22 protein-coding genes and 1 other RNA gene are annotated in these 25238 nt (G+C 56.0%); 10 read left to right on the top strand and 13 right to left on the bottom strand.

All coding sequences use genetic code 11. The annotated features are described in order from the left end of the window. Positions 1-134 precede the first annotated feature (134 nt). Positions 135-560 carry a GNAT family N-acetyltransferase gene (locus Q3Y58_RS10920; protein WP_319622241.1) on the top strand — a complete coding sequence of 142 codons (426 nt, stop codon included), beginning with the start codon at positions 135-137 and terminating at the stop codon, positions 558-560. A 115-nt stretch (positions 561-675) separates the two neighbouring features. After that, positions 676-2664: an alkyl/aryl-sulfatase gene (locus Q3Y58_RS10915; protein WP_319622240.1), complete on the top strand. Its 1989-nt coding sequence runs from the start codon at positions 676-678 to the stop codon at positions 2662-2664. Positions 2665-2729: 65 nt separating this feature from the next. On the opposite strand, the gene Q3Y58_RS10910 is transcribed toward Q3Y58_RS10915, so the two are convergent. After that, complete coding sequence (locus Q3Y58_RS10910) at positions 2730-4196, bottom strand: tetratricopeptide repeat protein (RefSeq protein ID WP_274218523.1); 1467 nt, start codon at positions 4194-4196, stop codon at positions 2730-2732. A gap of 287 nt (positions 4197-4483) precedes the next feature. Here Q3Y58_RS10910 and Q3Y58_RS10905 point away from each other — a divergent pair, with 287 nt between their 5' ends. The 3 genes from Q3Y58_RS10905 to Q3Y58_RS10895 all read left to right on the top strand — a co-directional run bounded on the left by Q3Y58_RS10905 (position 4484) and on the right by Q3Y58_RS10895 (position 8648). Then, positions 4484-5647 carry a GNAT family N-acetyltransferase gene (locus tag Q3Y58_RS10905; RefSeq protein ID WP_319622239.1) on the top strand — a complete coding sequence of 388 codons (1164 nt, stop codon included), beginning with the start codon at positions 4484-4486 and terminating at the stop codon, positions 5645-5647. 86 nt (positions 5648-5733) lie between these two features. Further along, the gene (locus Q3Y58_RS10900) at positions 5734-6645 is read left to right on the top strand and encodes a PhzF family phenazine biosynthesis protein (RefSeq protein ID WP_319622238.1); all 912 of its coding nucleotides are present in this window, start codon (positions 5734-5736) and stop codon (positions 6643-6645) included. Positions 6646-7091: 446 nt separating this feature from the next. Further along, positions 7092-8648, top strand: coding sequence for a 2-isopropylmalate synthase (locus tag Q3Y58_RS10895; protein ID WP_319622237.1), 1557 nt, complete (start codon positions 7092-7094; stop codon positions 8646-8648). A gap of 91 nt (positions 8649-8739) precedes the next feature. Here Q3Y58_RS10895 and Q3Y58_RS10890 read toward each other — a convergent pair whose 3' ends face one another. Then, positions 8740-9267, bottom strand: a complete 528-nt coding sequence (locus Q3Y58_RS10890) for a GNAT family N-acetyltransferase (RefSeq protein WP_319622323.1) — start codon at positions 9265-9267, stop codon at positions 8740-8742. 450 nt (positions 9268-9717) lie between these two features. Beyond that, a complete protein-coding gene (gene miaA, locus Q3Y58_RS10885) occupies positions 9718-10707 on the bottom strand; it encodes a tRNA (adenosine(37)-N6)-dimethylallyltransferase MiaA (RefSeq protein ID WP_319622236.1) in 990 nt (329 codons plus the stop codon). Here miaA and serB point away from each other — a divergent pair. Then, positions 10685-11578 carry a phosphoserine phosphatase SerB gene (gene serB / locus Q3Y58_RS10880; RefSeq protein WP_319622235.1) on the top strand — a complete coding sequence of 298 codons (894 nt, stop codon included), beginning with the start codon at positions 10685-10687 and terminating at the stop codon, positions 11576-11578. The two genes, miaA and serB, sit on opposite strands and share 23 nt — an antisense overlap. Before the next feature lie 47 nt (positions 11579-11625). On the opposite strand, the gene Q3Y58_RS10875 is transcribed toward serB, so the two are convergent. From Q3Y58_RS10875 to Q3Y58_RS10835, 9 genes are all read right to left on the bottom strand, one after another. Next, the gene (locus Q3Y58_RS10875; RefSeq protein ID WP_319622234.1) at positions 11626-13107 is read right to left on the bottom strand and encodes a Do family serine endopeptidase; all 1482 of its coding nucleotides are present in this window, start codon (positions 13105-13107) and stop codon (positions 11626-11628) included. A gap of 152 nt (positions 13108-13259) precedes the next feature. After that, positions 13260-13451: a DUF2065 domain-containing protein gene (locus Q3Y58_RS10870; protein WP_274218515.1), complete on the bottom strand. Its 192-nt coding sequence runs from the start codon at positions 13449-13451 to the stop codon at positions 13260-13262. Then, entirely contained in the window at positions 13448-14362 is a 915-nt protein-coding gene (hflC, locus tag Q3Y58_RS10865; protein ID WP_274218514.1) for a protease modulator HflC, read from the bottom strand. The genes Q3Y58_RS10870 and hflC overlap by 4 nt, the downstream gene beginning before the upstream one ends. After that, positions 14362-15543, bottom strand: a complete 1182-nt coding sequence (gene hflK / locus Q3Y58_RS10860; protein ID WP_274218513.1) for an FtsH protease activity modulator HflK — start codon at positions 15541-15543, stop codon at positions 14362-14364. The genes hflC and hflK overlap by 1 nt, the downstream gene beginning before the upstream one ends. A gap of 443 nt (positions 15544-15986) precedes the next feature. Beyond that, positions 15987-16469 carry a GNAT family N-acetyltransferase gene (locus Q3Y58_RS10855; protein WP_319622233.1) on the bottom strand — a complete coding sequence of 161 codons (483 nt, stop codon included), beginning with the start codon at positions 16467-16469 and terminating at the stop codon, positions 15987-15989. 45 nt (positions 16470-16514) lie between these two features. Then, entirely contained in the window at positions 16515-17027 is a 513-nt protein-coding gene (locus Q3Y58_RS10850) for a dihydrofolate reductase (RefSeq protein WP_319622232.1), read from the bottom strand. Between the two features lie 63 nt (positions 17028-17090). Further along, positions 17091-17702, bottom strand: a complete 612-nt coding sequence (locus Q3Y58_RS10845; RefSeq protein ID WP_319622231.1) for a histidine phosphatase family protein — start codon at positions 17700-17702, stop codon at positions 17091-17093. Then, a complete protein-coding gene (locus Q3Y58_RS10840) occupies positions 17699-18523 on the bottom strand; it encodes a 3-deoxy-manno-octulosonate cytidylyltransferase family protein (protein WP_319622230.1) in 825 nt (274 codons plus the stop codon). Before Q3Y58_RS10840 ends, Q3Y58_RS10845 begins: the two co-directional genes overlap by 4 nt. Before the next feature lie 31 nt (positions 18524-18554). Further along, positions 18555-19349, bottom strand: a complete 795-nt coding sequence (locus Q3Y58_RS10835; protein ID WP_319622229.1) for a thymidylate synthase — start codon at positions 19347-19349, stop codon at positions 18555-18557. Between the two features lie 153 nt (positions 19350-19502). Here Q3Y58_RS10835 and ssrA point away from each other — a divergent pair. The 4 genes from ssrA (at position 19503) to Q3Y58_RS10815 (ending at position 21065) form a co-directional block, all read left to right on the top strand. Then, positions 19503-19859, top strand: a transfer-messenger RNA (tmRNA) gene (ssrA, locus tag Q3Y58_RS10830). Between the two features lie 129 nt (positions 19860-19988). After that, positions 19989-20588 (top strand): SspB family protein, encoded by a 600-nt coding sequence (locus tag Q3Y58_RS10825; RefSeq protein WP_319622228.1) that lies wholly within the window; start codon positions 19989-19991, stop codon positions 20586-20588. A 42-nt stretch (positions 20589-20630) separates the two neighbouring features. Continuing rightward, entirely contained in the window at positions 20631-20837 is a 207-nt protein-coding gene (locus Q3Y58_RS10820; RefSeq protein WP_319622227.1) for a DUF4169 family protein, read from the top strand. A gap of 3 nt (positions 20838-20840) precedes the next feature. Beyond that, positions 20841-21065 carry a ribbon-helix-helix domain-containing protein gene (locus Q3Y58_RS10815; RefSeq protein ID WP_274218505.1) on the top strand — a complete coding sequence of 75 codons (225 nt, stop codon included), beginning with the start codon at positions 20841-20843 and terminating at the stop codon, positions 21063-21065. Here Q3Y58_RS10815 and Q3Y58_RS10810 read toward each other — a convergent pair. Then, positions 21058-25089 carry an AsmA family protein gene (locus Q3Y58_RS10810; protein ID WP_319622226.1) on the bottom strand — a complete coding sequence of 1344 codons (4032 nt, stop codon included), beginning with the start codon at positions 25087-25089 and terminating at the stop codon, positions 21058-21060. The genes Q3Y58_RS10815 and Q3Y58_RS10810 overlap by 8 nt on opposite strands. Positions 25090-25238 lie beyond the last annotated feature (149 nt).

Genomic DNA, 25238 nt, shown 5'->3' with positions numbered 1-25238 from the left:
TCGGCTTTTGCCGGGCTGTTTTTGGTTCAGTGCCCCTTGCAGGCAATCTGAACACTTGAGCTTGCCATGGAACTGAGCAATGCTCACCGCCTACAAGTTAAAAATCTCGCCAACCAAGCCCTGAGCAGCCATCCATGTATGAGATCTCTTCGGACAAGTCCCGTCTGGACCTTTATTGCATTCACCACTTCCTCTCCGAGGTTTCCTACTGGGCCAAAGGCATACCACAGGCAATTGTAGCCAGATCCATTGAAAACTCCCTGTGTTTCGGAGCCTATGCATCTGGCGGCGAACAAGTAGGGTTTGCTCGTGTGATCACCGACTACGCCACCTTTGGTTATCTGGCAGATGTCTTCGTGCTGCCAGCGCATCGGGGCCAGGGCATTTCGAAAAAGCTGATTGAAGCCGTCGTTTCGCACCCCGACCTTAAGGATCTGAGGCGCCTCTCCCTCATCACTGACGACGCCCAGGGTCTCTATCGTCAGTTCGGTTTCAAAGACATCGCAGATCCTGAACGTCGGCTCGACCTGAAGACCCCACAGGCCTATGAGGAAAGATAACCTGGTCTGCGGCTATGCTTTCATTAACTGCACTCGCCATTTCAACTAAGCTCTTGATTGACTCTTCCCCCCCGCCGTCTAGCTTTCGAGAAAAACAAATGGAGGCTCAAACCTCATGCGCCGTTTTTCTCATGCCCTGTTGCTCTGCTTGGCGCTGCCACTCTCCGTCTCTACTGCACCCGCGCAGCCCAACGCACCTTCCCCAGAAACCCGTGAGTACTATGAACGCCTGCTTCAAACCCTGCCGTTCAACGATACGAGAAGTTTTTCGGAGGCAAGGGAAGGCTTCATAGCGCCACTACCTAACAATGGCGTGGTGAAGAACGCGAATGGAGAGGTGGTATACGACCTCCAAAAATTTGATTTCATCATGCAAGGGTCGGTCGCACCGGACACCGTGAACCCAAGCTTATGGCGACAATCTCAACTGGTTACAATCAGCGGCCTTTTCCAAGTCTCAAACCGCATTTATCAGGTCCGCGCTGCAGACCTTTCCAACATCACTTTCATTGAAGGAGACACCGGCATTATCGTTGTCGATCCGCTGATTTCGCAGGAGACGGCCAGATATGCCCTGGATTTCTACTATGAACACCGGCCACGCAAACCGGTGATCGCTGTCATCTACACCCACAGCCACGTGGACCACTATGGCGGGGTGCGCGGCGTTGTTGACGAAGCGGACGTGACCAATGGCACCGTGAAGATCTACGCCCCGGAAGGTTTCCTGGAGCACGCCATCGCCGAAAACGTCATGGCGGGAAATGCCATGAGCCGCCGTGCCAGTTACATGTATGGAAATCTCTTGCCGTATGGCCCACAGGGTCAAGTGGGCGCAGGCCTTGGCCCGACCACGTCCACCGGCACCATAACGCTTATTCCGCCGACTGATGTCATCACCAAGACAGGTGAAACCAGACAGATTGATGGCCTGACCCTCCGTTTTCTTATGGCACCAAACTCGGAAGCGCCCTCAGAAATGTTCTTCTACATTTCCCAACTCAGGGCGCTTTGCACTGCAGAAGATGCCGTCCATACACTGCACAACACCTATTCCCTGCGCGGTGCCAAGATCCGCGATCCTCTCGCTTGGTCAAAGTACATCAATGAAACCATTTATGAGTACGGCAACCGGGTTGAGGTGCTGTTTGCCCCGCACCACTGGCCCCTCAAAGGGAATGATCGCGTCCTGGAGCACCTGCGTGGACAACGCAATTTGTACCGCTTCATCAACGACCAACCGCTCCGCCTCTTGAATCACGGCTTCCACAAGACCGAGATCGCAGAGATGATCGAGATGCCTAGCGGACTGAGGAACAACTGGTCCGCGCGCGGATACTATGGAACCAGCAATCACAACATAAAATCCACATACGTGCACTATCTGGGCTGGTTTGATGGCAACCCGGCCAGCTTGCACAAACACACCGAAAGAGACGCGGCAAAGCGCTATGTGGAGTTCATGGGGGGCCCAGATGCCCTGCTCCAAAAAGCCCGCGAAAGCTATGAGGAGGGTGACTATCGCTGGGTGGCGGAGGTCGTGAACCACCTGGTCTTCGCAGAACCAGACAATCAAGAGGCCAAGAACCTTCAGGCAGACGCGCTGGAGCAAATGGGCTATCAGGCTGAATCCGGACCTTGGCGCAATTTTTACCTTACCGGAGCACAGGAACTGCGAATCGGCGTAAAAGAACTCCCGGCACCCACCACCGCCAGTCCGGATACCGTCCGCGCCATGGATCTGGACCTGTTGTTCGACTATGTGGCCATGCGGCTGAACTACAAGAAGGCCGGAGCCAAGGAGTTCAAGCTCAACTGGGTCTTTGCAGACACCAACCAGACTTACGTGCTGGAGCTACAGAATGCCACTCTCAATCACATCGAAGGCCACCACGCACCAGATGCTGCAGCCACGATCACCCTGAACCGAAGCGACCTGAACAACGTCCTTCTGGGTGAAACCACATTCGAGAAGGCAATTGAAGACGGAACCCTCCAAATTCAGGGCGACCCCGCCCCATTGAAAGCCCTGCTCGACATGCTGGACACTTTCGACTTCTGGTTCCCCATGGTTACACCAGTGCCCTTGGACAAGGCGGGTTGATAGCGATGGGACAGAGGGCAAGGAACGCATAATGACGAGCTGCTCAAACGGCCCCAAGCCATGGTCTACTGGCTCAAGCGCTCAACGGCCTCAAAGGCGGCCGGGAAACCCGCATCCGCTGCCAGCTTGTATAGCTCCAGGGCCTTTTCTAGGTCTTTGTTGAGGAAGGTACCGGTCTCATAGCACCAGGCAAGCAGATGAAACGCCTCGGGATCGCCCTTCAAAGCCGCCGACTTGAGGTAGGAGATTGCCTTCTCGCCATCTTGCTGAACGGCGAACCCTTCTAGGTAGATCTTCCCAAGGAACACCTCGCCTTGCGGCTCACCACGCTCTGCAGCTTGCTCGAAATACCTCAGCGCCCGATCAACATCCTGCTTCACACCTGCACCGCTGATGTAAGCAAGGCCGAGATTGGTCAGTGCGAACGGAAAGGTCTCGCTCGCAGCCTCATAGTAGGCAATCGCCCGTGCTGTGTCTTGCGGCACGAACTGCCCGGTCTCATAAAGCACACCCAGATCATTGAGCGCTTGACCGAACCCTTGATCAGCCGCCGCCTGATAGAGTTTGATTGCCTCCTCGGGGTCTTGGTCAACACCAGCGCCATTAAGGTAAAGCCGTCCGAGGGTATACTGTGACTGCGCCAAACCGCGATCCGCTGCACGGCGGTAGTAGCGGGCAGCCATGTTCAGGTTTTGCGGCAGGCCCGCTCCTTCTTCATAGAGCGTGCCCACATAGTGCAAGCCTAGCGCATCCCCTGCATCTGCCGCCATTTGGTAGTGCTGAATGGCTTGTTGCAGGTCAGCAGGCCCGCCCTCACCGAACTCATACATCTCACCAAGAGGCAAATGCGCTTCTGCAGCGCCGCGCCGCGCGGCTTCCTCATAAAGAAACCGGGCCTTCTCGTGGTCTGGCTTTGTGCCAAGCCCCTGCCGATAAAACCCCGCAAGATTGGCCGTTGCCTGAGCAAGGCCTGCATTGTGCGCTTCGGTGATCCAGCGAAGGGCCAGCTCTGGATTTTTCTCCACGCCCTCGCCGTTAAGGTACATCAGGCCCAGATTGTTCTGCGCCCAATAGTCACCAAGGTTTGCCGCCTCTTGAAACAGCTCATGAGCCAGTTCCAGATCCTGCATGGAGGCTGGACCGGATTTCAAAATGCCTGCGAGATTGGTCAATGCTGCGGTTATGCCCATATCCCGCGCCTGCTTGTAGAGCGCATAGGCCTTGATGTAATCCTGATCGACACCTCGTCCTGTTTCATAGGCAAGCCCCAACTGGAACACCGCTTCCGCGTTGCCAGCCTCCGCTTCGCTTTGCAGGCGGAAGATCCGTGCGTTCTCTGACAGCGCAATCCCGGTCTTCTCCTGCAGCTCTTGGCCCAGCATCTGAAGCCTTACACCCAACTCCGCCGGGGCTGGCTGCTCAAAAGCCTTGGGCTCAGCCAAAGGAACATCTGCCTCGGAAGCTGAGGCTTTAGCCGCAATCACCGCCGTGGGAAACAAAACTGCAGATACGAGTTTCAAAGCCAAACGCATGGGCTCTAGTGCCTAACCAGCCGTAGCTGCCGGAGTATCGAACATTACCGTAACATGCGGCCAACTCATTGAGCAATCTAGCGAAGCACGGTTAGCCAACATGAAAACTGCGTCCCTGTAATTCTTGAAGGCCTCTCCTTTTCGGGCAAATGTGACCGTTTTAGGTGCCTTATATTGTTCACCACAGCTCTTTTCAGGGGACGACGAACGCTGCCACTTAATATCTGGTCCATGCGTTAATTATAGTCAAAGCCATGTCGAGAAATTCTATCGGACGCTGAGGTCTCATGCATCCCCATATTCAAAGAGCAACCGCTGCAGACACCGATCGCCTCACAGCGCTCATGCATCGCTCGAAAGCATCGTGGGGCTATGAGACTGAAGACATGGCGCTTTTCCGCGCGAACTGGGCCATCGGCATAGAAGACACCGCGGATGGCAGGGCGTTCATCGCCAAAAGAGGCGAACAGATCCTTGGTTTTGCAACCGGGAAACTGGAAGAGAATGGTGACTACACTCTGGATCACCTCTTCGTGGAACCGGACTTGAAGCGACAGGGTATCGGCTCATGGCTTTTTGAGGTGATCCTTGAAGACGCCAAAATGGCACGCGCCAAAACAATCAAACTGAAATCAGACCCCAATGCAGTCGGGTTTTACGCCGCCCGCGGTTTCCTCACCACGCGCACGGCCCAAAGTGCCTTCAAAAACGGCGGCGAGCTTCACTTCATGGAGCGGCCAGTGACGCCGCAGGTAGTGGCGCTCGAAGCTCTTGATCTAAAGCTCAATGACAAGCCATGGGGCTTTGAAGCAGCCCATAAAGCGGAGATCGCCGCGCACTGGCAGAAACTTATCGCCGCAAAGCCCAAATCGTGGAACGGTACAGTTCTCAAGGCTGTCAATCTCAAGGCGGAAAACGGTGTCCTTTCTGCAGTTCTCTCCCGCTGCCAGTATGCCAGTTTCATGGCGTGGCGGGATTGGGGGTACCCGGACATCAACGTGAAGAACATGTTTGGGTGCGCCACTCTGCGCGCCGCAGATGGCACTGTGATACTTGGCCAAATGGCGTCGCACACCTCCACAGGTGGTCAGGTGTATTTTCCCGGTGGCAACTTGGATGAACAAGACATCAAGACCGATGGCACGATTGATGTGCTCGGTTCCATCCGGCGTGAGATGCTGGAGGAAACCGGCATACATCCAGACCGCGCAGAAACAGGCCGTCTGTTTCTGATCGAAGACGGACCACGGGTGTGTGTCGCCCAGGAATACTTCGTTCCCATGTCCGCCCAAGAGATGCGCTCGGCAATCCTTGCACACAATAAAGCCCTTGAGTTTCCAGAGCTGGACGATGTCATCATCGTGCGATCAATGCCAGACCTTGCCCCGCATGATATCCCTCCCTACGCAGTCAGCATCGTTGCCAAGTTGCTTTCTAACGGTTCCAACTAAATCAGCACTGGCAAAAAGGTCCCTGTCCTGCTTAACCTGTTAGCCGAGCCTTGAGCGAAACCTTTGAGTCCTTGGAGAAAATTTCCATGAAACGTCGCTACGCACTTCTGGACGTCTTCACGAACACGCCTTTGCAGGGAAACCAGTTGGCCGTTGTTCTGGACAGCGAGGACCTTGGTGATCAGCAGATGCAGGCCATTGCCAAGGAGTTCAATCTCTCCGAAACAGTGTTCGTGCTGCCACCGGCCAATCCCGCCCACTCGGCCAAGCTGCGCATTTTCACACCCTTCGGTGAACTGCCGTTTGCTGGCCACCCGACCGTTGGAACCGCTGTTCTGTTGGCGACAGAACGGTTTGGCACCGACGCCCCGGAGCAGGATGCCGTCGTGGTATTGGAAGAAGAAATCGGGCTCTTGCGCTGCGGCGTCGTGCTTAAACAGGGCGCTGCTGGCTTTGCAGAGTTCGATGTGCCCAAGCTCCCGGCCCCTTCCTTACCGATTGGCGAGACAGATCTGATCGCCAGCTGCCTTGGCATAGATACAACCGAAATCGGATTTGAAAACCATCGCCCCTCCACCATGAGCGCAGGTGTTCACTATGCATTCGTTCCGGTGCGCGATCTGGCTGTGCTGAGCACCGTTAAGCCGAACAGGGCACTCTGGAAAGACGCCTTCGGCTCCCCAGACCACAATGCGATTTACGTCTACTGCCGCGAAACGCAAGGAGCTGATTCTTCCTTTCAAGCGCGTATGTTCATCAACGACACATCGGTTTGGGAAGATGCGGCAACCGGATCGGCTGTCGCAGCTTTTGGCGGCGTTATTCAGGCTTTCGATGAGCCGTTGGATGGCACCCACCAACTCACAGTCGAGCAGGGTTTCTTCATGAACCGCCCCTCTCACATTGACCTGGAGATCGACGTGGAGAACGGGCAAATCAGAGCGCAACGTATTGGCGGACAAGCGGTTCTGACCGGGCGGGGTGAGCTGTTCTTTTAGGTAAAAAACACAACCCATGAGCTTGGTTGGGAGTTCTCTTGAGCAAAACTCACTTTAAAGCCATCAAAGCTTCATCTTGTCACAGGGCGCAGGATCAGCTACCACTGTTTTAAGTGTTGTCACCAAGCTGGCAAGACCATCAGGCAGTAATGACCTGCGCCGCCAAGGCGCAACCAAATTAGAAGGCACACGACCAGAGATGATCGCAACACGCGACAATCTGATTGCTACCAACGACGCGAACCTCCGCGCCGGCCTTCTAGCTATGGATCTTCTTCTACTTAGATGCCCCTGAGCGTCGGCAGCCCCGTATCTGGGCGGGCACTTAGGGGAACATGTCACCACAAGAAGATCAATTTTTCGGTCCCCTGACGCGCAAAACTCAATCAAAACAGGCAGGACCACCAGAGGGCACCCTTAAAGGGGCTGAGTGAAGGACACACGGAATGTCAGCTGCATCTAACGACCAAGTGGTAATTTTCGATACAACCCTGCGTGATGGCGAGCAGTCGCCGGGCGCTTCCATGACCTTGGAAGAGAAGCTGCAGGTCGCCGAACTGCTGGACACCATGGGTGTCGACATCATCGAAGCAGGTTTCCCGATTGCGTCCAACGGCGACTTTGAAGCCGTATCGGAAATTGCAAGACGCTCCAAAAACGCTGTGATTGCGGGTCTGGCGCGGGCTATCTCCGCCGATATCGATCGAGCTGGTGAGGCCGTTCGCAATGCCGAACGCGGCCGCATTCACACCTTCGTCTCTACGTCGCCGATTCATTTGCAGCATCAGATGAACAAAACTGAAGACGAAGTGCTGGAGATCATTCAACGCACCGTTGCGCAGGCTCGCAACCTGATTGATGACGTGGAATGGTCAGCAATGGATGCAACACGCACTCCGATCGAGTATCTGAGCCGCTGCGTGGAAGCTGCAATTGCGGCAGGTGCCACCACCATCAACTTGCCAGACACCGTGGGCTACGCCGTACCGCAAGAATATCGGGAGATGTTCGAACAGATCCGTGCCAACGTGCCGAACTCAGACAAAGCCGTCTTCTCCGTTCATTGTCACAACGATTTGGGACTGGCTGTTGCCAACTCGCTGGCCGGTGTTACGGGCGGTGCTCGTCAGATCGAGTGTACGATCAACGGACTGGGTGAACGTGCAGGCAATGCGGCGCTGGAAGAAATTGTCATGGCAGTGCGCACTCGAAACGACATTCTGCCATATGCCAGCAAGGTAGACCCTGTCTATCTGACCCGCGCTTCCAAGCTGGTTTCCGCCGTCTCCTCCTTCCCGGTTCAGTACAACAAAGCCATCGTTGGCAAGAACGCCTTTGCGCACGAAAGCGGCATTCATCAGGACGGCATGCTGAAGAACGCAGAGACCTACGAAATCATGCGTCCTGAAGACGTGGGTGTTCGCGCAACCTCGCTGGTGATGGGCAAACACTCTGGCCGCCATGCCTTTAAGGACAAGCTGGTGGAACTGGGCTATGACTTGGGCGACAATGCCTTCCAGGAGGCGTTCCGCCGCTTCAAGGAGCTGGCTGACCGCAAGAAGAACGTCTACGACGAAGACATTGAAGCGTTGGTCGAGGATGAAATCACCATTCAGGGCGAGACCGTGAAGGTGATTGCATTGACGGTGATTGCAGGCACAGGAGGCCCACAGAAGGCCATTCTGACCATGGACATCGACGGGCGCCATGAAACCCGCGAAGCCACGGGGGATGGCCCTGTAGATGCCACCTTCAACGCCATCAAGGCGATCTGGCCGCACGAGGCCACTCTGCAGCTCTATCAGGTGAATGCAGTGACTGAAGGTACCGACGCGCAGGCAGAGGTGTCAGTGCGCCTTGAGGACAGCGGAAAGATCGCAACTGGCAAGGGCGCAGATACCGACACACTGGTTGCCTCAGCTCGTGCCTATGTATCGGCCCTCAACAAACTGGCCATCCGCTCACAGCGTATTGTCAATGTCGACGATGCCATTGCCAGCTAGTCAACAACCAAGGACCATTCCGAGTCTGCTAAAACACGAAACCCCGCCAAACCAACGGCGGGGTTTTATTTTTTCGACTGTCAGGCGGGGGTTAAGCTGACAGCGCCAATCTCTGGCAGGCCGGACTAAGGACCTGATAGATTTCTTGCGGCTCTCCCGCCACTGTCCGCGTCTCGCGGAAGTGAAGGCCTTCGCGCATCAAGACGAGCTTGACCGGAAGGTTGTCCGGGTGCACCCGGGCAATGAGATGCGTAAAATAGGTGTTTTCAAAAAACCATTCTGTCAGAGCCTGAGTCACCTCGGTGCCAAGCCCAATGCCCCACAGGGGCTGTCTGAAGGCGTATTGAAGCTCCACTTCTGCGGTTTCTTCGAAGAGCGCAAAACCTGCCCAACCGACAAACTGCCCGCCATGTGTCTCAAGGCGCCAGATGCCGAAACCGTATTTCTTTTGCTGATTCATGAACTCAGACAGCTTCACCCTACAAGTTTCGCTATCCCATGGTCCTTTAGGGAAGAGATACCGGTTAACTTCCGGATCTCGATGTAATTCCTGAAGTTCAGTTAGATCCTGCTTGGCGAAAGTCCGAGCTCTCAACCGTTTGGTTTCGAGACTGTTCATACTCACCATGTGCATGCCTCCTTTGGCTTCAGTTGGACCGCTTCTGTGGCAGTCTCTACTGGTGCATCACCGAGGCGTTGGGGGGGATGCAGAAGGTGCCCCGGCGACGGCGTAAGAGGTACTTTCCGAATGCGATGAAATATGGCCGAGACTATGATTACTTTAAGGTAAGGTGGCGTGGCAGGCTCAAACGAATTGGGCCGGCGCAGTTCTTAAACAACGCCAGCCCAATATCTGGAGCTTCAGCTCCGCCGCATCTGTAACTCTTAGCTCAAAAGCTTACAATATACTGCAATATCAACGGGTTAGGCCACATAACCCTCAGAAGAGAGGGCATTATTTACTCAACTTATTCGCGTCTGTCACCAAGAATATTCGCTAATTTTGACAGTAATCGTAAAGTTTTTTTCTTGACTCTCTAAACCCTGCCCCAATCGCCACATTCTCCGGTCAAGAAAATGCCGAAACCGTCCTATTTCGGAACGCGCGCACCGCGTCCTCATCCAGCGGATCGAGCCTTTCCCAACCGCTGAGCTGCCCGCGAAAGAAGGTGGTCTGACGCTTAGCGTATCGCCTTGTTTCGGTTTTGGCTTTTTCAATAGCCTCCTCAAGAGACAGCTCCCCCTCAGACGCCGCTGCCAACTGCGACAAGCCAATGGCTCTCAAACTGGTCAGCCCCGGATCCAACTGCATTTCGGCAATTGTGGTGGCCTCCCCAATCGCTCCTTGTTCGACCATCATGTCAAACCGGCGATGAATGCGCTCATGCAGGGCAGCGCGATCAGGATCCAGCACCACACAGATGGCCCGCCCCGTAGGAACCAAAGGCTCAGACCTGCTTTGCTGCCAATAGCTTAGCGACTTTCCCGTTCCTTCCAGCACCTCTAGCGCACGCACAACACGCTGGCGATCAGAAGGGCGCAAACGCTCCGCCATCACACTGTCCCTCTCTTGAAGGATGCCATGAAGGGCGGCGCCATCACTCGCCTCGCCCAAAGCCCGCCACTTTCCCCGAATGTCTTCAGGGATATCGGGCATAAGAGAGAAGCCTTCAGTCAATGCCTTGAAGTACAATCCAGTGCCGCCCACCACGATCACTGGACGGTTTTCTGCCCGTGCTGCATTGAAGACCTTTTTAAAATCCTCATGCCAGCGCATAACGCTATACGGTTCATCTAGAGGAACATACCCGAATAGATGATGCGGCGCTTCCGCCACTTCTTCCCGCGACGGGCGCGCGCTCAAGATCTCCAGATCTCGGTAAATCTGCATGGAATCTGCATTTACGATCAAACCGTTGAGTTCTTTTGCGAGGTCAATGGACAATGCCGTCTTGCCGCTGGCGGTGGGGCCCGCTATCAACACTGCTACGGGCTTTTCCTGTTTCCCGTCGGTCCCCAAATTTTGAGAGCTGCTTATGTCCTTTGTTGTTACGCTCATATCCAGTCCAGCAAATCCTGCAGTAGATGACGCGCTGATTGAAAAACTCGCCGCCCTTGTGCCGGGCGAGACGCGTCATGAATGGCTCAACCCGGGTATTGCAGCGGATATCTTCACAACGCAAGCCCTTTCGGTCTCAGAGGCAACAGATACACTGCGCTCAGCCCTTGGTGAAACGCCGGTGGATTTGTTCGTTCAGCCTGCGACCAACCGACGAAAACGCCTGCTTATTGCTGACATGGATTCAACCATGATCGGTCAGGAGTGCATTGACGAACTGGCTGCGGAGCTGGGCCTGAAGGACACGATCGCCGCTATTACGGAACGGGCCATGCGGGGAGAAATCGAGTTTGAACCCGCCCTGCAGGAACGCGTTGCCCTGCTCAAAGGGCTCGACAGCTCCGTCGTGGACAAGGTCATAGCCGAGCGCATTACCTTGACGCCCGGGGGACGGACGCTGGTCCAGACCATGAAAGCAAACCTTGGGTATGCCGCCCTGGTTTCAGGCGGGTTCACAGTCTTCACCTCCAAGATCGCCGAGAAAATTGGCTTTGACGAAAACCGCGCCAACACCCTTCTTGAGGAAGCCGGAAAGCTTACCGGCACAGTGCAAATGCCAATCCTCGGCAAGCAGGCCAAGCTGGACCGCCTGAACGAGCTGCTAAGCGAGAAGAAGATCGAGCCCGATGATGTGATCGCGGTGGGCGATGGTGCCAACGACCTCGCCATGCTGGAGCGCGCTGGCATCGGCGCGGCATTCTATGCAAAGCCCGCAGTAGCAGCACAAGCTGACATGCGCATAGACCACTCGGACTTGACCGCCCTGCTCTACATTCAGGGTTACAAGGCGGAAGAGTTTGTAACCGACTAGCAAAAAAGCCGCCCACTGGGCGGCTTTTTCACAAGGTTTGTGGGGAACTAGTTGGCGTCGATACGGACCGCCACAAAGCGAAGTTCACCCGCCCCGTTCGATAATAACAGCAAGGCTGAACGTCGATCTTCATCGCGCAGTTTCTGCACTTCGGCCTGAACATCGGCCGGGCTGTTCACAGGCTCTTGCGCCACCTCGACCAGCACATCGCCCGGGCGAATCCGCTTGTCCTCTGCAGCGCTGCCCGCTTCCACGTTCACGACCACAACGCCCTTTACCTCCGCGCTCAATGTGAACTGCTCCCGCAGCTCTTCATTGATGGTGGCAAGTGTCAATCCAAGAACCACAGCCTTGTCTTGCGGCACCTCATCGCCATCCTCAACTGCTTCAGCTTGTGCGATGCTGGCCATTTCCTCCAGTTTGCCAAGGGTGACATCCATTGCAACTTCTTCGCCCCGGCGCAGAATGATCACTGGCACAGTGGCTCCAATAGTCGTGTTTGCCACCATGCGCGGTAGGTCCCGCATTTCGGGAACCGGACGACCATTGAAAGAGAGGATAACATCACCGGGCTCGATACCAGATAGGTTCGCAGGTCCGTCTTCAGTCACGCCAGCAACCAACGCCCCGCGCGCCCGGTCCATGCCCAAGCCCTCAGCAATTTCATCAGTTACTTCCTGAATACGGACGCCAAGCCAACCGCGACGTGTCTCACCAAACTCTCTGAGCTGGCCAATAACGCGTGTAGCCGTGTCCGCTGGAATGGCAAAGCCAATGCCGATAGAACCACCTGACGGGGAGAAAATTGCCGTATTTATGCCGACAACCTGACCATCCATGTTGAACAGCGGACCACCTGAGTTGCCTCTGTTGATACTTGCGTCGGTTTGAATGAAATTGTCATAAGGGCCGGCGTTTATGTCACGATTGCGCGCGGAAACGATGCCTACGGTCACCGTACCGCCAAGGCCGAAAGGGTTGCCAATCGCCATCACCCAATCGCCGACGCGAAGATTATCAGAGCTGCCAAAGTTGACCGCATCAAGCTCCTTGTGCGGCGTCACTTTCAGAACAGCTAGGTCCGTCTTTTCGTCTGTACCAATCAGATCAGCGCTGAGCTTCGTGCCATCATTGAAGTTGACGGTAATCTCGTCAGCCCCTTCAATCACGTGATTGTTGGTAACGATGATGCCTTCAATGCCGTCAATGACAAAACCTGACCCAAGGGACTGCACCCGGCGCGGCCGGTCAGCGTCTGGCTGCTGGTTATTAAAAAACTCTTCGAAAAACTCCTGAAAGGGCGAGCCTTCCGGAACCTGCGGCAATGGCAATGCCCGTTGACCACTCACATTCTGCGCGGTCGAGATGTTGACCACCGCATCTGCAAGGTTTTCAGCCAGATCTGCAACCGAGGCCGGTCCCTGTGCATGGGACACCGGCGCGGTCACCATGGCCACGGTCAGTGCGGCTGCAACGGTTAGGGCTTTGAAAAATCGTCCCGGACTGCTCCGGCGAAACACACGGGCCATCGGCCTACTCCTCAAACTGCACCAGTGCATTCTAATTTACACGCTCTGAAATGCAATTTGCCCGCGCCTTGGTTAACAAAGCGCGGGCAAGTGATCACTTTTATGAAAATTTCCAGTAGTGCCAGCCCAATCCCAAAAGCTTGTGTTGCTCCCTATCCGCCGGAACGGACAAACCAGACAACAACAAATCCGATAGCGATCGCAACCAGCCCTCCAATCCTCAGTGTTTGCTCAGGAACTTCCTGCATCTTCAGGAAGATGTCCTTCATGTGGGTTGGGGCCAGAGCATAGACGATCCCTTCGATCACCAGGACCAGACCCAACGCCACAATCAGATCACTCATTGTGCGGAAGCCGTACCTGTGGCTGTCGCTGCGGCGGACGTTGCCGGAGCCGATGCGGAACCGCTAGAGTTCTGGAAGAACCGGAAGAACTCTGAGTCTGGAGACAGCACCAGGGAGGTGTTGCCACCGTTCATGGAGGATCTGTAAGCCTGCATGGAACGATAAAACTCGAAGAAGTCACGATCCTTGTTGTAGGCTTGAGCAAAGATCTCGTTCCGGCGCGCATCACCATCACCACGCACGATGTCAGCATCACGCTGTGCGTTCGCCACGATGACGGTCGCATCGCGATCCGCGCGGGAGCGAATACGGCGTGCCTGCTCTTCACCCTGCGCACGGATTTCGGTCGCTTCACGCTCACGTTCCGTCTGCATACGGCGGAAGATTGCCTGAGAGTTGGCTTCCGGCAGATCCGCGCGACGGATCTTCACATCCACCACATCGATACCGATGTTATCCGCGCGAAGGTCCACGTCCTGACGGGTCTTTTCCATCAGTTCGGCACGCTCATCGCGAACGATCTGGTTCAAGCTTGCTTTCGCGAGTTCCTGACGCAGTGAAGACTGAAGGAATGTCGCCAGACGACGGGAACCTTCTTCCACGTTATTCACCGACTGGTAGAACTTGATCGGATCACTGATGCGATAGCGCGCAAACGCATCGACCAGAAGACGCTTCTTGTCAGAAGCAATCGCTTCAAGAACCGGCATGTTCAGGTCAAGAATACGCTTATCGATGTAAACAACGTTTTCCCATGGCCATTTGAACTTGAGACCTGGTTCAGTCGCCTGACCGCGAACCTCACCAAACTGCAGAACCAGAGCCTGCTGGGCTGGATTCACGATGTACACGGACCAATAGAGGACCAGCGCGACAACGGCTATTACGATACCAAGAATACCGCTTTTCATTAGTTATTACCTCCGGTTGCGCCAGTACGACGGTTCAACTGATCCAGCGGCAAGTATGGCAACACACCGCTTGAAGAACCTTCACCGTCGATGATGATCTTCTGGTTCTTGCTCAGGACCTCTTCCATGGTCTCCAGATAGAGACGCTGACGGGTCACGTCTGGTGCCTTGGTGTACTCTTCGTAAACCTTGGTAAACCGCTGTGCCTGACCTTCTGCCTGAGCGATGGTCTGATCACGGTAAGCTTGAGCAGCTTCAGTAATACGAGCCGCTTCACCACGTGCTTCTGGAACAATGCGGTTTGCGTAGGCCTGCGCCTCGTTCTGGATACGCTCCTGATCGGCGCGCGCAGCCTGAACGTCACGGAAAGCCTCAATTACCTGCGCAGGAGGGTCGACCTTCTGCATCTGAACGTCACGAACCTGAATACCAGCCCCGTAATTGTCTAGGGTGGCTTGCATCAAGTCCTGCACGCCCTGCTGAATAGGGGCGCGGTTTTCGGTAAGGATCGAGTCAATACGGGAACTACCCACAACTTCACGCATTGCAGATTCAGCAACGGCTTTCACGGTAGCTTCTGGGTCCTGAATGTTGAACAGGAAGTCAGATACACCCGTCGGCGTATTCTGGATGACCCACTGAATCTTGAAGTCGACATCGACGATGTTTTCATCGCCAGTCAGCATCAAGCTTTCCTCAGCGACGTCACGGTTGGAGATCGTGGTGCCGCGCACCAGCTCTTCCATACCCACAGTGGTTTCGCGAACGCGCAGAACATCCGGCTTGTAAACTTCGCCAACTGGATATGGCCAGTTATAGTTCAAGCCTGGCGCGGTTTGACCAACCACCTGACCAAAAACGAGCTCAACACCCACTTCGCCAGTGTTTACGCGGTAAATGCCGGTCGCCAACCAGATAACCAGCGCAGCAATAATGGCCAGCAAAATGCCCTTGAAGCCCATTCCACCGCCATTTCCTGGCAGGACGTTTTTCAGGTGATCCTGGCCGCGCTTGAGGATTTCCTCGAAATCAGGTGGATTTCCACCCCCACCGCCGCCGCCGCGCTGTGGACCGCCGCCCCAAGGGCCGCCGCCGCCACCGCCGCCGCCGGAATTACCCCATGGGCCGCCGTTGTTACCGCCGCCCTTCCAGCCTCCGCCAGTTTGATTGCTCCAAGGCATTTAGAGTTCCTTTTGTACATACTTAGCCGGAGATCCGGCCGATTAACCTAATGTGCTGCGCTTGCTATGACTTTCATTGATTTATAGGGGACTTACGCCGCCCTTTCAATGAAACCACACGCCTCTAAGACCACCTTATAGTCTTTTTGATAGTCTCACCATTCGCTATGGTTGTAATTGTATTTTGGGGCGTGATAGCGACACTTTCATGTGTTTCCCCAAAGCAAAAACAGCAGGTCCGTGCGCTCATTTTCCTCAAAAAAGCTTGAAAGAAGGTAGCAATCGGAAGATGTGCCCAATCGCGCCTTCCATTTATGTTGTCAGATAGGTGCAAATGCAGCTCCAGACAAGTGCGAAGGCCCCAAGTTCCGTTGTATTTTCATGATCTTTCGAGAGCGCGTTTATCAGCGCGTCGGTCTAACCACGGCCCAGCCTTGTGTTAATTAACCAAGCGATGATTTTTTCATATCGATATGTGGAATACCGTCCTCGAGATACTCAGAACTCACAGGTCTAAACCCAAAACTCTCATAGAAAGCGCTCAGATAAACTTGCGCCTGTAAGTGTATCTCGTTTCCTGCACCGTGATCTTTGCAGTAAGCCATTGCAGAACTCATGATCTGACGTGCAAGCCCACTTCCCCGAGCCGACGGATCGACCACAACACGGCCAATTTTCCAGTAGGACGCAACTTGTGTTGGTTCAAAGACCCGAAGATAGGCAACCAACTTGCCGTCGCTTTTGCGCCGAGCCAACAGGTGGACGGCAGCAAGGTCCTCACCATCGATATCTGGATAGGGGCACTCTTGCTCCACGATGAAGACAAGGCACCGAAGTTTAAGGGCGTCGTAAACGTCCCTTGCAGACAAGGCGTCAAAATGCGCCCAATTCAGATCAATTTCGGCAAACTCTGATTTTGAAAACATGAGAAGTCCGGTTCCGCAAGAAAAAACGGAGGAAGTGGCACCGCGTCAGGACGCGTGGCGCTCGTAGATTTCAAGAGAGGTGCTTGCGGTATCTTTTTCACCGCGTTCAAACGGCGTCCGCTCTTTAAGCGCCCACATATCCTCGGCAATCTCTGGAAAGTGGGTATCCCCCTCCGGCTTGGCATGAACGCGGGTTATGTAAAGACGCGTTGCTTGCGGCATAGCTGCCAGATAGATCTGGCCACCCCCAATAATCATGATTTCATCAAGGGTCTTTTCGCGTGCCACCTGAAGGCCGAGATCGATGGCTTCGTCCACGGAGCGGGCAATGGTGACGCCTTCATACGCAAAACCTTCGTCGCGGGTAACGACGATGTTGGTTCGGCCCGGAAGCGGCTTGCCAATGGAAAGCAAAGTCCGTCGGCCCATGATCACGGGCTTTCCCATGGTGGTCTTGCGAAAGAACTTCAGGTCAGTCGAAATCGACCAAGGCATATCATTGTCTGCGCCGATAACACCGTTTTCGGCAACAGCAGATATCATGGCAATTGCGGTCATGAGCACACCTCCTCCTCGTTATTGTTACTGCGGCTCTTACCTGGCTTCGGGTTTGAGGTCACATCATGGACGCACGTTCCACGACACAACAGTAACCTTGCCGTCGTCTGCCACATCCAGAATGCCATAGGCACCGGTCTTCAGCTTGAGCGCGTGATCGCCTTTTCCACCATCAACGGCGCTCAATGCAAACCGGGCAATACCATTGCTGGTGACCAGCAGAATGGTTTCGTCCTTGTATTTCTTGTTCGCGTTGGCAAAAAACTCTTCCCAGCGGCCGATGACTGCCGTGGGCTCAACGTGCCAGCCCTGCGGGGGGATTGCGTCCTCCTCCCACGCCTTCAAGGCCGCTTCGCCGATGCGCGCAACGACCTCTTCTTCAGGCTTGTTCTCGTCTGGCCCGTAGTCAATCTCCACCAGAAACGGCAGCACTTTCAGCTCCACCTCAGCAGACTGGCTGGCAAGCGCGATTTCGGCAGTTTTCTTGGTGCGTTTCAGCGGAGAACAAAACGCCCGGTCAAATTTGATGCCATCCTGCTCGAAATGATCGCGCAACGCCTCGGCCTGCGCCAGGCCGGAGGTGCTAAGGGGCAAATCTGTCCGCCCCCCAACGCGGGTAATCACATCGCCCTTGTCAAAGGTATTGCCATGACGGGTCACATAAATACGGGTCATAGACGGGCCTCCAGTTCGGCGTAGGGATCACCGTGTTGTGCGATCAGCTTTTCTGCAAGCTCCGCATCAGCTGGCGTATCCACACCAGACATGGAGAGCTTGGGTACAGCAACTTCAGCGGCATGAACGTGCATGCCGTTTTCCAAGAACCGCAACTGCTCAAGGCCCTCTAACTTTTCATAGGTGCCTACGGGAGCTGCGCAGAACTTTCTAAGCGCATCAATGCGATAGCCATAAAGCCCGATATGGCGGAACACAGGTGAAAAACGATCTGCAGCGCGCAGCTTTTCCTCTCCCCGAATGGCGGGAAGGATGTTCTTTGAGAACCAAAAGGCCCGGCCCTCATCATTTCTGAGGCACGTGGTACCAGAGAACGGGTGGTCCTTCTTATGTTCGCGCAGCTGATCGAGCGCCTCCCAATCCAGACGAATGACGGGTGTGAAAAGCTCCGCCTCTGCCTTGACCTTGGCCGCTTCAATCAAAAGCGCCACATGCTCTGGCGGGGTGAACGGTGCATCGCCCTGCAGGTTCAAAACGAAGTCCCAGTCACCTCCATGGGCGGTCGCCGCAGCCAAAGCGCGGTCTGTCCCGGATGGCAAGTCGGGATCCGTCATCACCCAAGGCGCACCAATATCATCACAGTGCCGTGCAACCTCTTCATGATCAACGGCAACCACATACTGGGCGCCGGTCTGCTTGGCAGCAACAGCAGCAATCTGCACAACACGCTCCAAAAGGCTCTTGCCATTGATCAGGTGGAGCGGCTTTTTCGGAAACCGGGTGGAGCCAATACGCGCCGGAACGGTAATGAGGGCTTTCATGTAACAATCTACCTTTGCGAGCGATCAAGGATCAAACAGCAACCGTTGCCTTGATATGCGGATGAGGGTCATAGCCCTCCAGCTTGAAGTCCTCGTACTTGAACGCAAACAAGTCCTTCACTTCCGGGTTGATGACCATTTTCGGCAAGGGGCGCGGCTGGCGGGAAAGCTGCAGCTGGGCCTGCTCGAAATGATTGGAGTAAAGATGGGCATCCCCGAACGAATGCACAAAGTCGCCCGGCTCCAGATCGCAGACCTGCGCCATCATCATGGTCAAGAGCGCATAGGACGCGATGTTGAACGGCACACCCAGAAACACGTCGGCAGAGCGCTGATAGAGCTGGCAGGACAACTTCCCCTCCGCCACGTAAAACTGGAACATGGTATGGCACGGAGGCAGCGCCATGTCGTCCACCAGCGCTGGGTTCCACGCTGAAACAATGTGGCGACGGCTGTCCGGATTGGTCTTGATCTGCTCCACAAGACTGTTGATCTGGTCAATGGAGCGCCCGTCCGGCGCAGGCCACGAGCGCCACTGGTAGCCATATACCGGCCCAAGGTCGCCGTTTTCGTCCGCCCAATCATCCCAGATCCGCACCCCGTTTTCCTTGAGGTACTTGATGTTGGTGTCGCCGGCCAGGAACCAGAGCAGCTCATGGATAATGGACTTCAGGTGCAGCTTCTTGGTTGTGACCACCGGAAAGCCTTCGGAAAGGTCAAACCGCATCTGGTGACCGAAGATGGACCGCGTGCCTGTGCCCGTACGGTCCCCCTTGTCGACGCCCTCCGCCAGAATTCTTTGCATCAGATCCAGATATTGCTGCACGTGGTCGTCCCTTTCTTTCTGCGGCCTTTTGTCGGCAGGATGTGCCTCTGCTTTATAAACCGCACAGGCCCGCCAATTGTCTTTTGCCAGACTATAAAGGAAGGCGCGCCGATTCCCATCGATTGTCAACAGCTTGACATATCCTTGAGGGTTCCCCTTCCATTTAGCCCACTTAGCTCCTATATTCCGCATGCCAGTTTACTGGCTACGGCAATAAATGGTCAGCGCAATAAACCTATCGGACCCGGGGGCGGTACCCGGCGCCTCCACCCAAGCCCGCAGACGATCTGCGGGTTTCGGCGGGGGCGAAATAGGATCGACGAGGGCGTAAAGGCTGTGCTTTTGCTCGGCATGGTACCACCGATATCGGGCCATATTGATAGTTGCAAACGACAACTACGCTATGGACAACGCTGTTGCTGCGTAATGCAGTACCGGTAGTCCGCTAAGTCCTGGGGGTTTAGCTCTCTAGGCGGGGTTCGGGGGCACCTGGCAACAGAAGCCTCCACTGGGATTTTTGGAGCCTGTGTGTTACATCCAGCGCAAATGAGCGCGGGGCGGAAAAAACCACAGGCCTTTTCTTTGCCTCTACGTTATAGTTGGGCCGAATAAGAACGCAAAGGGTAAGCGGTGCCACACATGGCAGAAGACTTGATCCGCTACGACATAATCATTCAGGACGCACTTCGGGGCGCGGTGCGCAAGATCCTGACAGAAGTGAATCGCGCAGGTTTGCCCGGCGAGCACCATTTCTACATCGCCTTTGAGACCACGGCACCTGGCGTGAAGATTTCCACGCGGCTCAAAGAACGCTACCCGAAGGAAATGACCATTGTCCTTCAACATCAGTTCTGGGACCTTCAGGTAACAGAACATGCGTTCGAGGTTGGTCTGTCATTTGGCGGCGTGCCTGAGCGCCTGTATGTGCCGTTCGCTGCAATCAAGGGCTTCTTTGACCCGTCTGTCCAGTTCGCGCTTGAGTTCGAACCCGGCAAGACCGCTGAGGAACTGCCTGAGGAATTCCGCATTGCCGAGGCAGATCTGGCCGCTGTTGAAGAACTGCACAACGAGTTGGAGCGGGCCGAACGCCTTGAGAACTCCAGCAAGTTTACTCAGCCAGAAGCCGAGCAGGATCAGGACACTGCGGAAGTAGGCAACTCAGAAGCGGACAAGGACGACAAACCTGCAGAAGCAGGAAACACCGTCGTATCGCTGGATGCGTTTCGCAAGAAGACCTGATTGCGCCAGCGCGCTCCTCTAAGATTTGGGATGTAAGGCACCATGAGCGCAGACATCGTTAATCTGAGACAAGCGCGCAAGCACCAGAAACGCGCGGCCAAGGAAAAGCAGGCAGAAGAAAATCGCCGGCTCTTTGGCCGCAGCAAGGCTGAGAAGACTGTCGCACAGTTCGAAGCCACGCGCCTTCGCAAGGCTCTTGATGGTGCTGAACGCGAGCCCACCTCCCACAAACACGAAGATCAGGAGTGAGCCTTGGCTTTGATCAAGCGCTCAATCACCTTGCATGGGCACCGCACAAGCATTGCCCTTGAAGAAGACTTCTGGGAAGGGCTTGAGGAACTCGCCTCGCTCAGCGGTAAATCGATCGCCGCCGTTGTGGCAGAAATCGACGACACACGCGATCCCGACGCGGGGCTTTCCAGCTGTGTCAGGCTGGCTGTGCTACGCCACTACAAAGCTCTAAAAACCGCTAGTTGATCTCGATCAGACGCCCGCCCGGCAGCTCACGGAACCGCGGAAGGTTATCCCGCTTTGGCTGCGGCGGCGGCACACTGGCATCAAACGTGGTACCCGCCCCGTCTACGGAGAAGTCGCTGCCTGGAGCCACGAGAATTTGCCCCTCAGTTACGCCAGAACCGGGGACCGCCGCTTCGTTGACACCGCCAATGAACTTCGGCGGCGCAAGCGCTGGCAGACCCTGATCGCTGTTCACACCGCCGTCTTGCGTATCAGACTGGCCTCGTGACAGGGCAGAGCGAACTGTGCTCAAAAAATCCGCGTCCGCTCCCTGCTGATTTGTGCGGTCTTGCGCACTGGGTGAGGATGGTGCTGGCGCGCTGTTTTCCTGAAGGAGGCGACGAATACGATCTTCCCGCTCCCTTTGCTCGCGCTCAGCCTGCTCACGTTCCTGCCGTTGGCGCTCCAACCGCTCCCGGTAGGCGCGTTCTCGAGCAGCCTGTTCCTGCGCGGCCCGGCGTGCTTCCCGTTCAGCAGCGCGGCGTGCCTCTTCCTCGGCCGCGCGTTGCGCCGCCTGCTCGGCTTCCTGACGCTTGCGGACCTCGGCTTCTTCCTGCTGGCGCTTCAGCTCACGCAGCATCCGCTCCTGCTCGGCAATCGCCTCCTGCTCCTTCTCGATCCGCAGCACGTTTTGCTCAATGGCGCGAATGTTAAGATAGGACAGGAACGGCGTCACATCGATGCGACGGGATGGAGAGGCAACGTCACCTTCAAACACAATTGCCACCTGAGGATCAGCACCACTGACCTCATACTGGTCACCGGCTACCTTGATGGAAACATCCCCTTCCGCCTGCCACTTTTGCAAGTCGATCTGCGCCGAGCCGAACATGGTCGCAGCGGCAGTATCCACGCTGATGTTGCGCGCCCGCAATCGGCCTGAAGACAATGCAAGCGTGCCATCGATCTGATCGAACTGACTACTGCCAAGATCCAGATGGCTTGCAAACACATCCCGAACCTTGGTCTCGTCCAGCTCAAGGCCCCTATCCGCCGCCTCGATCACAAGGTCAAAAGCATCCGGGTTCAAACCGCGGATCTCACCGGACTTGATGGTAAAGGTACCCCCGCCCGCAAGACCGGAAACCAAACCCGAAACCGTGCGCCCCAGCCCTTCAAACTCTGCAATGGCCTGCACCGTACCGGTGGCGACCGCCCGGCCATCACGGGCCCAGATCAGCTCTTCCAACACCGCATCATCAAGGCGGAAACGCCCCTCAAGAGAGGCCTGATCCCCTACTCGCGTCAACTGCAGGGCACCAGTCAGACTGCCGCCCGCATAGCGGCCAACGCCTTGATCGATAGCGAGCAGATCATCACGCAAACGAAGTTGGCCTGAAGCCGCGTCCACAACCATTTCCTCACTGAAATGGGCGCGGTCGCTGCGCAGGTCCAGCGTCAGATCAATGCCGCTCAGAAGAGAAGCGCCCAGCGCTGAGGATGGCCAAACACTCTCTCGGCTTTCGAGGTCCGCCGTCCAAGCGCCAGACCCAAGAACCAGCTCAGACAGGCCCCGCAAATCCACAGAGGACGCCGCCAACGCGCCACTGGCCTTGAGGCCGGAGTTTTGCGAAAGCTCCCCGCTCAAGGTTCCCTGAAAGTTGGCATCAGCCACAACACCGGAAAGCGAAGTCATTTCAAACTTGCGCCCCTCACCGGACAAGGTGGCCTCCACATCGACTGGCAAGGCACTGTCCGGGTTTGGTAGCAAATAGCCCAGAACCAAGGCCGTGGGGCTGATGTCTGCGGTACGCAACGTGCTGCTGGCTTCCCAGTGCGGTGAGCCATCTGGCTTCACGTTGAAGGTTCCCTCGCTCTTGAGCTCAGCATCCCCCAACTGACCGGTGAACACGAAGTCCATCTTGCTGCGAGGCACACCTTCCATGGCCAGCTGAACACTGGCCTGCTGAACGTTATCAAGCGGAAGCGCCTCGATGCCCAGCTGGCGCAACAAGGTGACTCCATCCGCCCCGCCCAGAAACAGCTCAGCCCTCACATCACCGCTGTTGATTTCATCCATTCGGCCCGCAAAGGTGCCGTTGAAGTCAAACTCGCTGACGCCAACATCACCATAAAGACTGGCAGAAATCTGCGTTTGCCCGTCAACAGCCGAAGCTTCCAGCTTGCTGGTCAGGGAAACAGGAGCCAGCGCGGGAGCCGCCCTTTTCAGTTGCTGAACGAACCTGTTTTCCGGTGCAATGCGCTCAAGGGCAGAGACAGCCCCAATGAGGGATGTCGCCCGCAGGGTGCCGTCAATGGAGCCTGAAGGCGTTGTAGAAACGCGCTCAACCCGGCCGCTTGCATCCACATAGGCTCCGGCAAAATCGCGAATTTTCAGCTCGTCTATTGCCAAGGTGTCGTCCTCAAGACCTGCCCGCAGGATCATGCTTTTGGCTTTTACGCCCTTGGAAACAAACTCATCGGCATAAAGGCGCAGGGACATGTTCAGGCCGGTACTGCGCACCTGCCCGCCGCTCAACGCCGCCGCGAACGTCTCAAGCTGATCCAGATCCAGTCGATCACTGTCAATGTCCACGACCAGCTCGGCAGGCTGTCCCGAGGGCCACTTGTAGGAGACTGTGCCCACCGTCTGAGCGCCATCCACATCAAGGCGCAGATCCGTCATGGAAAACAGTCCCGGCCCAACGGCAACATCACTACGAAGGTCAAATGGCTCTACCCGAGCGGTCGCCACCTCTGGCGTCCCATGCCACCAACTGGCAAGCTTTTGCGGTTGCAGGGAGTCAATTTCCACCTGACCACGGTATTCACGCGCGGTGCGCAGCTCCAGGTAGCCGGAGGACCTCAGCGAGCTACGCCCCGGCAAACGCGCGGAAAGCTGCTTCACGCCCCATCCCGTGGGGCCGGAAGAGACCTCCGCCCGCACATCGGTGAGAACGCTTCCGCCCATGACCACACTCGGCATTTCGGCCTTCAATGTGGTGCTGGTGGCCGCAAGAGGCAGGTCTTCCAGAAAACTGGTCAGTTGGGCCGGGAAGCTGGCAACAGAAACAGGCTCTTGCGGGCCGCCGCCGAACAAGCGATCCAGATCGATCTGTTTGAACCGCGCGCTGGCATCCAAGGCACCATCGCCAGCGTAGTCGAACCGTGCCGCGCCCTCTGCCGTGACCGGGCGATCCTCAGGGCCAAGCCGCAATGTGTAGGCGGGAATGATCAAGGCGCTGGGGTCGAACTGATAGTCCCCCTCAAACTGCCATTCCATCCGCTCGCTGTCTTCAGGCAGGATGGAGCGTGCAAGCGCAGTACCTGCATAAAACGGACGCCCGTCTTCCTGCCAGACCTCGCCATCAAGCGTGAACTGCGCCGGAAAGGACGCAGGGGAAATCTGGGCTTTTACGCGGGTGTGCTTGCTTGCATCGCGGCGACCGGTTCCGATGCGGACCGTGTAAGGCACACCTTCCAGCGTGATTGCGCCGTCCAGCTTGAACGGACCTTCCAGACTGCGCGCGCTGGCAAGAAAGTTGCCATTCACACCGCTGAAGCTTTCCCCGGACCGGGCATCAACAAGGCTAATGGAGCCGTTTACGATCTCGATGCTGTCAAACACAACGGAACTCGGTTCCATGAACTCCATGACAGAATCATGCGGCGTTGCGTTGAGCAGATCCAGCTTGCCCTGCTCGTCGAGAGCAACGCGCAAATTTGGCTCCTCAAGCTTCATGTCCAGGACACGGATCTCACCGCGCAACAGCGCGGGCAGCTCGATCTTGCCCGAGAAACGGGAGATCACCAGCAGCGGATCTTCCACCTCACCCACCCGAACGTCGGTGAAGGCAATGGACGGCGTTGGGAGCAAACTCACGTCTGCGTCACCCAAAACCGCTACGTTATGGCCCAAGATGGTCTCGCCATATCTTTCGAAAGTCGTGCGATAGGCCGACCAGTCAATAAACATGGGCGCGACCAGAGCAGCAACGAGCGCAATGATTAAGGCTGTGCCGATCGTGATAAAGGCCGAGTTCAACGTACAGCTCCTTAGCTTCGCAACACATCAGCGCGGGCATTTGCGATGACCGCCCAAATCCTAAGCATTACGAGTGGATTACAGCAGTATGGTGCATCCGGCAACGGGGCTTGGCAATGGGGGAGGCTCCGAAATTGGCCGCCTCTCCC

The organism is Nesiotobacter zosterae (genome assembly GCF_033843645.1).
GTDB lineage: Bacteria > Pseudomonadota > Alphaproteobacteria > Rhizobiales > Stappiaceae > Pseudovibrio > Pseudovibrio zosterae.
The sequence above is the reverse complement of the archived record's forward strand: the minus strand, read 5'-3'. Positions and strand labels throughout refer to the sequence as shown.